General features: G+C 68.8%; 11 protein-coding genes. 6 read left to right on the top strand and 5 right to left on the bottom strand.

Translation table 11 applies throughout. From position 1 onward, the window contains the following. Positions 1-88: 88 nt before the first annotated feature. Positions 89-688 carry a TetR/AcrR family transcriptional regulator gene (locus tag ACFV57_RS42175; RefSeq protein ID WP_385244452.1) on the bottom strand — a complete coding sequence of 200 codons (600 nt, stop codon included), beginning with the start codon at positions 686-688 and terminating at the stop codon, positions 89-91. Between the two features lie 533 nt (positions 689-1221). Between ACFV57_RS42175 and ACFV57_RS42170 the strand changes: the two genes are divergently transcribed. Continuing rightward, positions 1222-2043, top strand: coding sequence for a hypothetical protein (locus tag ACFV57_RS42170; protein WP_385244449.1), 822 nt, complete (start codon positions 1222-1224; stop codon positions 2041-2043). Continuing rightward, positions 2040-2993 carry an alpha/beta fold hydrolase gene (locus tag ACFV57_RS42165; RefSeq protein ID WP_385244446.1) on the top strand — a complete coding sequence of 318 codons (954 nt, stop codon included), beginning with the start codon at positions 2040-2042 and terminating at the stop codon, positions 2991-2993. The genes ACFV57_RS42170 and ACFV57_RS42165 overlap by 4 nt, the downstream gene beginning before the upstream one ends. A gap of 541 nt (positions 2994-3534) precedes the next feature. Here the strand turns inward: ACFV57_RS42165 and ACFV57_RS42160 are convergent. Beyond that, a complete protein-coding gene (locus ACFV57_RS42160; protein WP_385244443.1) occupies positions 3535-4575 on the bottom strand; it encodes a vWA domain-containing protein in 1041 nt (346 codons plus the stop codon). A 116-nt stretch (positions 4576-4691) separates the two neighbouring features. Here ACFV57_RS42160 and ACFV57_RS42155 point away from each other — a divergent pair, with 116 nt between their 5' ends. Next, positions 4692-4841 (top strand): hypothetical protein, encoded by a 150-nt coding sequence (locus tag ACFV57_RS42155; RefSeq protein ID WP_385244440.1) that lies wholly within the window; start codon positions 4692-4694, stop codon positions 4839-4841. A gap of 881 nt (positions 4842-5722) precedes the next feature. Here ACFV57_RS42155 and ACFV57_RS42150 read toward each other — a convergent pair. After that, positions 5723-6148: a hypothetical protein gene (locus tag ACFV57_RS42150; protein ID WP_385244438.1), complete on the bottom strand. Its 426-nt coding sequence runs from the start codon at positions 6146-6148 to the stop codon at positions 5723-5725. 311 nt (positions 6149-6459) lie between these two features. Here ACFV57_RS42150 and ACFV57_RS42145 point away from each other — a divergent pair, with 311 nt between their 5' ends. After that, entirely contained in the window at positions 6460-7404 is a 945-nt protein-coding gene (locus ACFV57_RS42145) for an alcohol dehydrogenase catalytic domain-containing protein (protein WP_385244435.1), read from the top strand. Positions 7405-8065: 661 nt separating this feature from the next. Continuing rightward, positions 8066-8452 (top strand): peptidase inhibitor family I36 protein, encoded by a 387-nt coding sequence (locus ACFV57_RS42140; RefSeq protein ID WP_385244432.1) that lies wholly within the window; start codon positions 8066-8068, stop codon positions 8450-8452. Positions 8453-8665: 213 nt separating this feature from the next. Here ACFV57_RS42140 and ACFV57_RS42135 read toward each other — a convergent pair whose 3' ends face one another. Continuing rightward, complete coding sequence (locus ACFV57_RS42135) at positions 8666-9370, bottom strand: TetR/AcrR family transcriptional regulator (protein WP_385244429.1); 705 nt, start codon at positions 9368-9370, stop codon at positions 8666-8668. Between the two features lie 95 nt (positions 9371-9465). On the opposite strand from ACFV57_RS42135, the gene ACFV57_RS42130 reads away from it, so the two are divergent. After that, positions 9466-10401 carry an alpha/beta fold hydrolase gene (locus tag ACFV57_RS42130; RefSeq protein WP_385244427.1) on the top strand — a complete coding sequence of 312 codons (936 nt, stop codon included), beginning with the start codon at positions 9466-9468 and terminating at the stop codon, positions 10399-10401. A gap of 167 nt (positions 10402-10568) precedes the next feature. On the opposite strand, the gene ACFV57_RS42125 is transcribed toward ACFV57_RS42130, so the two are convergent. After that, on the bottom strand, positions 10569-11266 hold a 698-nt coding region (locus ACFV57_RS42125), incomplete at its 5' end, for an SDR family NAD(P)-dependent oxidoreductase (RefSeq protein WP_385244425.1).

Below are 11266 nucleotides of genomic sequence, written 5' to 3'. Positions count from 1 at the left end.
TCAGCCCACCACCCTGCGCATACCTCATGCAGACGGCATACCGCCGCGACCACCAAATGTCAGCCCCTGAGACATCACGCTTTGAAGGTCAGTAATCACGCCTGGTTGCGCGCAACGCTTGCGAGAGCGCGTCTACGGTCACGCCCACTATGGCCAGGAGCTGCGCCGGGCTCGCCCCGGCTCTGCTCATGACGGCGAGAGACTGGTTCACGGCCGCCGTGTGTTCAGCGAAGGCATCGGCGTCCTGGTCGGTCAATCGCCCGGCCTTCAGCGCGGCGCGCAGGCGCAGACGCTGGGAGCCGAACGCCTTCTTGGCGTGCGCCGCGACGGCCGGGCTGAGCACCGGAATCGCCATGGCCGACTGGGCAATCAGGCATCCATCGGGCAGTTCGGGATCGGCGATGCGCTTGAGGGTGACGTCGAAGAACGCACGAACAGCGGCAACGGGCTCCGAGGCTGCACCCGACAGGGCGGCGTCGTACTTCTCGCCGTAGCGCGCGGCGTAGAGATCCAGGCAGCGCAGGAAGAGCGTGTCCTTGTCGCCGAGGGAGGAGTAGATGGAGCTGCGGTTCAGGCCGGTTGCCCGGGACAGATCGTCCAATGAGGTGTCGGCGTAGCCGGCGCGCCAGAACTGGATCATCGCGGCGTCCAGTGCCGTGTCCATGTCGAACTGCTTCTTGCCTGCCACGTGGTACTTCCTTGCCGGCGGGTCGATGTCTATGGGCTGTGCTGCACACCATTCTATCTTGAACTGGATGGTTCAAGATGTGCTATCGTGCAGGCATGATCATGACCGCAGGCCCCCGCGATCCGAGAAAACGCTCCGGGCACGCCGCCTGGTCCCGGCCGCCGCCGACCTCATCCACACCCCCGTCATGGCCGGCAGGAATCTGACCGTCCGCTCTACGACCAGTGGGCGTCGAAGTTCGGCTTCGGGCCCGGCACCGCAATCCACGTCTTCATTGCCTACGCCTACGCCTACGCCATCGGCGTCGTCGGCGTGCTGCTCGTGGCTGGTTCACTGCCCGACGTGATCGGACGCCGCCCGTCCTGGCGCCGGCGCTCACGCTCACGGCGGTCAGCACCCTCGGGGCCGCATTCGCCAACGGCCTGACCGTCCTGCTGGTCCCGCGGGTCCTCAGCGGCGTGGCAACCGGTCTCATCACCGCGACGGCGACGTCGTAGATCGCGGAGATTGTGCCCGGCCGCAAGACCGCAGCGGTGCCGACCACCGCCGCCAACGTCGACGGCCTGAGCCTTGGTGTCATCGGCGCGGGCCTGCCGGCGGAGTTCGTCCCGGCGCCGACCCGCACCGTGTTCTGGTGCTACCTCGGCGTCCGTGCGGCTGCGGGCTTTGCCTGGCCGACAGCCCCCGAGACCGCAGGGCCGAGGACGCACCGGCGGCCCCGCGTCCGTCGCCCGGCACGTCCCCGCGGCGCGGGCCGGGCCTGCTCGTTTGCCGCCGGCGGCGTGCACGTTGCCGGGGCCTCGGGCGTGAATGGTTTCTTCTCGTCGTCGGCCCCTGCGTTTGCCCGTGACGACCTGGGCATATCGAACCTGGCCGTCGTCGGCGCGGGCGTCGGCGCCCTGTTCGTCGGCGCACTCTCGGTCCAGGTCTTCATGCCGTCGCGGCTCCTGCGGCGGAGTATCCGGACAGGCCTGCCCGGCAATCGGGATGATCCTCATCGCGACGGCACTGTGGACCCGCTCGGCGCCAGTCGACACCGTCGGCACCGTCTTCGCCCGGGCAGCTGTCGGGATCGTGATGCGTCACGGCCTCGGCGTCACGGACGCGCTGAGCGAACCCGGCAACCGCACCGAGTCCCGCGCGCGACATATTTCCTGTTCGTCTGTTCCGGCCTCGTCGGCTCCGTCCTGCTGTTGGGCGCCCTTGACCAGATAGCCGGGACCCGAATCTCCAACATCACCCTGACTGTTCTCGCCATCGCCATCGCCATCGCCATCAGCCATCGCGCTCGCGGGCCTGGCCCTGGGGCGTGGCACCGAACCAGCAACCCCCACACCAATGGAGGATTCCCGTGACTGACCCTGCGACCACCATTCAGCACGTCCCCGAAGCCACCCCTGTCCGCGACCTGCCCCTGCACGACCTGCCCCTGCACGACCTGGACGGGTTCACCCACCGCTGGGTCGACGCAGACGGCATCCGCCTCCATGCCGTCGAAGGCGGTCAGCCGGCCGGCCCAGCTGTCGTCCTGCTCGCCGGGTTCCCGCAAACCTGGCAGGCCTGGCGAAAGGTCATGCCCGGTCTCGCCGACCGGTTTCGGGTCATCGCGATCGACCTGCCGGGCCAGGGCCACTCCGAGCGTCCGGAGATCAGCTACGACACCCACACGGTCGCCGCCCACGTCCACGCCGCCGTAAAGGCACTCGGAGTGTCGGCCTACTGGCTGGCCGCCCACGACATCGGCGCCTGGGTCGCCTTCTCCCTCGCCCTCAACTACGAGAGCCAGCTGCATGGGGTGGCCTTGCTCGACGCCGGAATCCCCGGCATCACCCTCCCGGAAACGATTCCCACCGATCCGGCCCGGGCGTGGAAGACCTGGCACTTCGCGTTCCACCTCGTGCCCGACCTGCCCGAGACCCTGCTCGCCGGCCGCGAACGGGACTATGTCGGCTGGTTCCTGAAAACGAAGGCCCTCTCTCCTGACGCGTTCGACGCCGCCGACATCGACCGCTACGCAGCGGCCCTCGCCGCCGACGGCGGCCTCCGCGCCTCCCTCGCCTACTACCGGGACGCCGCAGAGTCGGCGCGCAAGAACCACCTGGCGCTCAACCGGCAGCATCTGACCGTGCCCATCCTCGGAATCTCCAGCAGCCACGGCTCCATCCCGGACATGGCAGCCTCCATCAGCCCCTGGGCCGACAACACCACCGGAGTCGTCGTGCCCGACGCCGGGCACTTCATCCCCGATGAGCAGCCCGAAGCCGTCGCTGCCGCTATAGCCGACTTCATCGTCCGCGGCGACTGACGCCGTTCGGACCTGCCCGGCGCGCACCCGCCCCGGCGCGTGGCTGCCAGGGCGGGTGCGCCCTGGTAGCCCTCCGGGCAGAAACGATTATCCCGGCGGGGACGGGCCGCCGGCCACCTCGTCCTGAACTACCCGGCTCATGGCAGTACCTGTCCCGGACGCGCCTGCCGCTGCGGCGGGTCCATGGCCGCTGGCCCTCAAGCCCGCGCCGGGCGGAGGCGAGGCGGGTGACTGCGGGCGGGGGCCTGGGTCTCCCTCCTGCTCGGCGAGCACGTGTGGCGGGAACGCGGGCTCGGCGCCTTCGGCGATATCGACGAGTTCAAGCAGCAGAACACCGCTCTCGAAGCAGCGCATCACCGACCTGCGGCTCCAACTCGACGAACGTGACCAGGACCCGCCGTCGCCCGAGCGGCCAACCGGCAACTCATCGCACAGCTGAACACGAGAGCCCGCCGCTGAGGTTGTCGCCATCCTGAGCACGAGGCGAGGAGGGGACTCCGCCAGCCGGGCCGACGGAGCCTTCCGAGGCCTCGAAACGTCCTCAGAGCATCAGCAGCAGTCGCGTGTGCGGTATCAGTTTCCGGTTCACGCTGGTGCTCTGCACGAAGATGGTGAAGTCGTCGTTGCGATCCGGATTGACGCGAACCTCCGTATCCGGCAGACCCAGCAAGGATCGGGCCTCCGGCCCCGTGTACACCCGGTCCGTCTTCTTCTCCAGCACGGCAATCTGCTTCCGCGCTTGAATCTTCTCCGACTTACTCAGCTGATAGAACGCACACCCCGTACGGTAAGTGTGCCCGCACTCGATGACCCAGTCGCGTATCGCCGCTGCGCGAGCCACCGGAATCAGCTGGTATTCCGACGGGTTGACCGGAACGAGGCCGGCCGCCTTGATGGTGTCCTTGTTGACCGCCTCCGCACCGGTGGAAAACACCGCCCGTGATCCCCGGATGCCCTGGGACCGGCCCACCATGAAGTTCTCGGTGGCCTGCTGGATGACCTGCCCTGCTTCTTCCAGGCCTTGCGTGCTCGTGGCGTCCCAGATGGCGATGTTGTCCTTCGGGAAGCCGCACTGCATGGCCTCGCGCTTGCCCATCTGGTCCGGCACCAGGACGGCCAATGTCCAGTTGTCCTGCTGTGTTTCGATCATCTCGGCCACGGCCTGCACCAGCTCGCGCGGGTCCGTGGCCGGGGCATCCGGGCAGCGATGACTCGCGTTCTCCTGCCCGTCCGTCAGCACGAATGTCAGGAAGCTGTGGTCGCCGTACAGTTGCGCTGTCTGCGCCAGCTCGCGCTGCGACTTCAGCGTCGCCGCCAGCAGGGCCGTCATTCCACCGACGCGGTAAAGCTGCTTCAGGGACGGCATCCGCAGCACGTCCTTGTCGTAAATGACGCATTCCGCCTTGTCGGCGAAGGCGTACACCGTGACACGGGTTTCCTGGCCCAGCTCCTTCGACCGGCGGGCCAAGTAGGCAATCTGCTGGTCGGCGACGTCGACGACCTTACGACTCAGGTGTGACATGGACGAACTGGCATCCAAGACAAGAGCAACGTGATTGATGTAGTTCTGGTTTCCGGACATGAACTCTCCCCCTCTTCCCACTCGATGCTCATACCTTCTCACCCACCACTGACAATCGGCCGTGGACGCCAGGTCGGAGGCAGCCCCACCGCCCCCGCGGCGAGGCGAACGGCTGCGTGCGCTCCACCTGTACGGCGCCGTCGATCACGGCCGACTCGCCACCGAAGCCCGCCGCCGCCGCGACTGTCACCGCCGACCAACTGCGGACCGTGGTCGAGCGGCTGACCGCGGCCGGCCACCTCGGCACGGCAGGGAGTTCAGCCTGACCGGGCCCGAGTCGTGAGACCTGCGAGAGGGGCGAGGCGCTGGCGTAGCGCCCATCGCTGACGATCGGTGTCGTGGCACGCTCAGATGGTCGAACCCGGTCGGGCGATCAATAGGGGGCTGGCGGACGCCCTGCCACGAGGCAGGGCGTCCGGGCTCAGGCCCGGGCAGCCCTTCCGTGCCGCCTCCTCCCGCGTCGGTCGGATCACCTGAAGGACGTCACGCGCCGTTCAGTGGCGAGGCGGCAGGCCGTCGGTCTGTCGGCAGTGAGGGACACTCGCGGGCAGCATCGGAAGGCCGCTATGGATCTGAAGATTACGCTTGACTGCGTCAAGTGCTTCGACACCGAAGACGAGAGCGGAGCTGACGCGTTCTACGTTGTGGGAGCCGTTGTCGCAGGAGGAAAGACCCAGCCGGTTCTGACATCGCATACACGGCGACGGATGCGGTCTTCATGCAGCACGGAATCACGCGCGGCCTCTTCGTGGCAGAAACGAGGTGTATTGCACAATCGAAAAGGCGTGAGAGCCATTTCGGGTTCGTAGGCTGCGCGGGCGAAGGCTGCCCCGTCCGTGCTTGCCCGCCGGCAACGAGGCGTTCGCCGGTGCCCGTCGGGCCACCCGTAGCCCCTGGGCCGACGAGGAGGCCGACGACGCGGGGACGCCGACGCCGGCCCCGAGGCCGGCCCCAAGCCGAGGCCGCCGACCGGATCACTCTCATCGCGGCCTGGCCGGGGGAGGCCTCTACGGGAGCCGAGGCGGCCCTCCCGATTCGCGCGGTCCCGGCCCCTGGACAGAACACTGCACAGGCCCCGGGGGCCAATCCTGGCACCCCGGGGCCTGTGCAGTGACTGTGCCGGCTGCCCGCAGCCGTGCTGCCGGCCTCAGCGAACGTTCACCGTCGCCGGGGCAGAGGTCCGCTGGCGGATGGGGTGACGGTCGGTCGGGCTGAGCAGGCCGTACACCACGGCGCGGTATTGCAGGGCGCCGCTCTGCGTGGCCTTGACGCGTGCGGTGGCCTGCGCGTCGCCGCCCACCTCGACCACGGCGCCGCAGGTCAGCTGGTGCCACGCCGTACCGCCGCTCCGGTTCTCCAGGCATATCCGCAGGTAGCTGGAGGCGTCGTCGTCCCCGTGCGCCGAGACCGTGAAGGTCTCGCCGACGCGCGCCGTCTGCGGTGCCGTGATCTCCGCACTGCCCTTGGCGAACGCCGGCGCGGCGACCAGCGCCACCGAGGCCAGCCCCAGCGCGCCGATCACGGCCGCCCGGCCGCTCCGTACCCGCATTCCGGTCTTCTTCGTCCTGGTCATGGACTTCCCTCGCTCGTACGTGTGTCTCGCTCGGTCTTCGAGCCGTGAGCCGGTTTCGCTTCTGAGCCGGTCCCGCTCGGAGAAGCTCTTGCCTGCCGTCGTCGACGCTACGTCCGGACACGGCCGCCCCGCGCCGTCCAGTTGTGATCTACGTAGCGCATTACGTAATCCCCACCTATGGAGACCTGTCAGGCACGCAAGAGAGCCGGGCAGTCAAGGGCAGCCACCATCTACGACGGAGCGGAGTGACGCGGAGCGTAGTTGCCTCGCCGTATGGGAATGCGGTGCAGGCGTGGCCAGTTGCCCGGAGCATGAAAGCTATCGGCGTCCATGACTTCGGCGGCCCAGAAGCGCTCCAGGCCCTGGAACTCCCTGAACCGCAGGCGGGCCCGGGTGAGGTCCGTATCCGGGTGCACGCAGCCGCCGTGAACCCGACCGATGTCATGCTCCGTACCGGCGGCCACGCGGTCCGCATGCCCGACCGCCGGCCCCCGTTCGTACCCGGCATGGACGCGGCCGGCGTGATCGACCAGGTCGGGCCCGGGACCGACGGGCGGCTCGCCATGGGTCAACGGGTGGTCGCCATGGTGCTGTTCACCGGTCCGCACGGCGGGGCCTACGCCGAGCAGGTCGTGGTGCCCGCCGCATCGGTGGTGCCGGCCCCGGCGGGAGCCGACTTCGCCGCGGCGTCCACGCTGCTCATGAACGCCATGACCGCACTACTCGCCCTGGACGTGCTGGCCGTTCCGTACGGCGGGACTGTCGCCGTCACCGGTGCGGCCGGTGCTGTTGGCGGTTACGCGGTCGAACTGGCCAAGGTCGACGGGCTGACCGTGATCGCAGATGCCGACCGGCGCGATACCGCTCTGGTGCGCGGCTTCGGTGCCGACCATGTCGTGGAGCGCGGTACCGGTGTCGCCGCGCGAATGCGGGCGCTGGCACCCGGTGGGGTCCCCGGTCTTGTGGACGGTTCCGTACAGACCGCCGGCACACTGCCCGCGATCGCCGACGGCGGGACGCTGGCCGAGCTGCGGGGCTGGTCCGGCCCGGCCGAGCGCGGCATCCGAGTGTGCCCGGTGATGGCGCCGGACGGCATCACCGACACCAAGCGTCTGGACATGCTCCGCCGCCAGGCCGAAGACGGCGCCTTGACGCTGCGCGTCGCCGAGGTGTTCCCCGCGGGCGAGGCGGCCAAGGCCCATCGCTTGCTCGAAGCGGGCGGCCTGCGGGGGCGGTTGGTGCTCGACTTCTCCTGATCCTGCTGTTCTCCTCGGCCGGTCGGCGATGGCGGCGGCATCGGGATGTTCAGGCCGGGCTGCCGACCCCTCGCGCGCAGGCGACTGTGCCTGCGCCGACGGCCGGGTGGGGTGGTGCTGCGACGCCAATGATCTTCTGGGTTGATCGATCGCGACAAGCCCGCCCCCGGTAAAGGACTGTTCGGGTCCCCCCCCGCAGCAAGCACGAGTTCTTTTCCCGTACGGGCAAAGGCGAGATGCCTTTCGAGCGGACCTGCATGCTCCTGCACTTCGACCCGGTCAGGAAGTTCTGCACCGGCCCCACTGACTGGCACCACCTGACTGACCAGCACCGCCTGTCAGTTGGCGACGCGAATACCTGCACAGAGTGGACAGTCGTACGCCGCCGGACTGGCAGGCGTGCGGCCGCACTGCTTCGGCGAGCTGTCGGGGGCATGAATGTCAGGTAAAGGGCAATGCCAGATAAGAGTGCGCGAGGAGTCGCACGACGGGTCCATGTTTCCGCCATCTTCCCGGGCACACGACTATCCGTCGTCACCATGGGCAACTTTGAGCTGCCCGCCGGGTGAATGTGCCAGGAGGCCGACAACTCAAGCTCTGCTGTTTTCCTCACCGTCTCGTCGTTCACCCGGACATGACACGGTCGACGGAAGGAGACATCGTGCCTGTCATACGCAAGATCCTGCTCACGGCTGCGGCCTTGGCCAGCACCGTCATCATTGCCCCGCCGTCATCGGCCCAAGGTCTCGCGCCCTCGTCCTCCGACTCTTCCACCGGCGGTGCCCGCCTGGCGTCCGCCAACTGGCACGCCTACGCCTCGACGGGCTTCAGCGGCCTGGACCGGTGGTTCGACGGAAACGTGGGGGATTGCCGGTACGTCGGAGACAACTGGAACGACAAAGTCAGATCCGCTCGCACCGAAGTTGATCATCGCAGAGTGGAATTGTGGGACAACGCCAACTGCACCGGCGGCTCGATCATCATCGACGGATCCGGCTACCGCAGCATCGGCGCATGGGTCAGCGCCTATCGCATCGTCAACGAGTAACCGGGTGAAGCCCGCTGTTTGACCTGCGGCGATGCCGACATTGCCGGTGACGGTTCCGGAGCCCGGGCCTTGAGAGGCCTGGGCTCCGGTACGGGTGCCGGGCGCGTCCCGTGCCCCGCTCCGTACGTTCCGCAGGGGGTTGGCCGGCGCGCCCGTATCTTCCCGATGCGAGCCCCTGCAAATCTCTGAGGGCCTCTGTGCCCCGCTGCGCCCTCACCAGGAAGGGTCGGACGCGAGCAGACCGCTAAGTACCCGGTGCATCGTCCGCTCGAACAGGGCCTGTGGGTCCTGCGCCGGGTCCGCTTCGGTCGGGGTGCCCAGGGCCGCCGCGACATGCGGGTGCTTTCCCTGGGCTGCTGCTTCGCTCAGGTAGGCGGTCTGTGCCTTCTGGCGGCTCGCGTTCCCGTGGCCGAGCTGGAGTTCTGTGCGGGCGAACTGGGCGACAAGGGCGTTCATCAGGCCGACGATTTCCGTCTTGGCCCGCCCCGGGAGCGGCGCGGGTGCCATCGCCCGTAGCGCGTATTCCAGGTAGTCCAGGCCGCGGGGGCCCAGCCGGAGAGGTTCCGGCGGAACATCGGGCAGCCAGGGGTGCCGCAGGTGGACCGCCTTGGTCCGGGATGCGAGGGCGACCAGGTCCTTGACGGGGTCGCCGCTCAGCCGGACGTCGAGGTCGACCTCTCCCGTCACTGCGTCCGTCATCAGGTCCAGCAAGTCGTCGCGGCTGGAAATGTAGCGGTAGAGGGACGCCTGACCGGTGCCCAGCGTCCTGGCCACCTGGCGCGTGGAGACAGCTGCCAAGCCGCCCTGGTCTGCCAGGCCGATGGCGACAGCGGTCAGTTCCGCGCGGCTGTGCACGGCCGCGGGGCCGCGCGTACCGCGTTCGGGCCGCGTCCAGACCGTCCCGTGTTCCTGCGCCAAGTCGGGCACCTCTCCCGTTCCGTCCGGCCTCGTGTTCGTCGTACCGTCGCCCTATACTAAACTGCGAACACTGAGTGCAGTTACGGGAGGTCCTCATGTCATCGTCATCGGTCGGCCAGTGGGGCCCGGTCCGCTGGGCGGAGAACGGTGCGGTCCGGCTTGCTTTCGATCAGTGGAGTGAGCGGGCGGACGGTGAACCCCTGCTCCTGGCCACCGGGCTGGGCGCGAACCGCAAATGGTTCCCGGACGGGCTGTGCCGGGCCCTGGCGGCGCAGGGTTTCGCGGTCGCCCGTTACGACCAGCGCGACGGCGGGGACTCGACCCACTTGCCGCCCACCACCACCCGTAGCCCGATCTCCGCGCTGTTCAAAAAACGCGGGGACGCCTACACCGCCGAGGACATGGCGGACGACGCCGTCGCGGTCATGGATGCCCTGGGGTGGTCGTCGGCGCATCTTATGGGCGTCTCGCTCGGCGGTGCCGTCGCACAACGCGTCGCGCTACGGCATCCGGGCCGCGTCCGGACACTCACGACCATGGCAGCCGTCCCCGGAGACGCCGCGGGCCTTCGGGCCATGCGGTACGTCCGGCTGCGGACCCTGGCGAAGTTCGCCGGCCTGAAGTTCCCCGACACCCCCGAGGGGAACCTCGCGGCCGGCGTCGCCGTCATCCGTCTCCTCGCCTCGCCGAAACGTCCCTTCGACGAGGCGGCGGCCCGAGAGGCGGTCGCGCGCAACCTCGACAGCGGCGTACAGGACCAGCAGGCGCAGAGCCGTCAGATCGGCGCACAGTGGCACGGCCGGAAGATCGGCGCCATCACCCGGCCCACCCTCGTACTCCACGGGGAAGACGACCCTCTCATCAAGCCCAGGGCGGCAAAGGCGGTCGCCTCCCGGGTGCCCGGCTCGCGCCTGGTCCTCCTGCCTGAAGTCGGACACGAAATTCCCGAACCCACGTGGGAGAGGGTCGCCACTGAAATCCGCGCCCTGGCCGACACCGCTCACCACCTGCCGGCTGGGGCCGTCAACTGAAGTGCTCCGACCCGCTGACACGGGTGCTCACCCGCCGACTGGTCGCGAACGGGTCGGAGAGGGCTGGAGTTCGGCTCCCCGCAGTACTGCGGCACGAACTGGGACGAGTTCGCTTGCGTTCGCCTCGCCGGCCGTAATGCGCGACCGCGTGAAACCAGAGCGAAGGCTCACAGAGCGGCCCAGTCGACGGTGGCGGCGTAGTCCTCGAAGGGCCGGGCCTTCCTGCCGGTCACCTGCTCGACCGTGCCGGTCGGCGCGTGATCGCCCGCGGCTCTGATCGCACGGAATGCCGCCACCGCGGGTTCGGTTTCCGCCCGCGTCCGTCCGAGAGCCTTCTGAGCGGTGAAGTAGTCCTCGTCGGAACCTTGGTACCGCACCGGGTGGCCGATGTGGCCCGCGATGATGTCGAGAGCTTCGGCGTACGTGAGGGAGCGCGGCCCGGTCACCTCGTAACGGCGGCCGGCGTGACCGGTGGTGGTCAGCGCGGCCGCCGCGACCGCGGCGATGTCGTCGGCATCGACAAACGCCTGCTTCAGGTCGCCGAACGGCATCACCAGTTCGCCGGCCGCGACGGCCTGACGGAAGAAGCCCTCGTCGAAGTTCTGGTCGAACGCGTCCGGCCGCAAGATCGTCCAGGCGGCCCCGGACGTCTCGACGGCCCGTTCGGCAGCCATCAGCCGCTCGTCGCCCACTGCCTCGATGCCCCTGCTCGACAGCAGCACGACGTGCTCGACACCGAGCGTGGCCGCACGTTCCACAAAGGCCGGATCGGAGACCCCGTTCGGCGCCATCACGAAGGCCTTCGTTGCCCCCTGCAGCACGGCGTCCCAAGTGTCCGGCTGCTCCCAGTGCCCCAAATAAGCAC

Origin of the sequence: Streptomyces sp. NPDC059788 (assembly GCF_042732265.1) — a bacterium.
GTDB lineage: Bacteria > Actinomycetota > Actinomycetes > Streptomycetales > Streptomycetaceae > Streptomyces.
The sequence above is the reverse complement of the archived record's forward strand: the minus strand, read 5'-3'. Positions and strand labels throughout refer to the sequence as shown.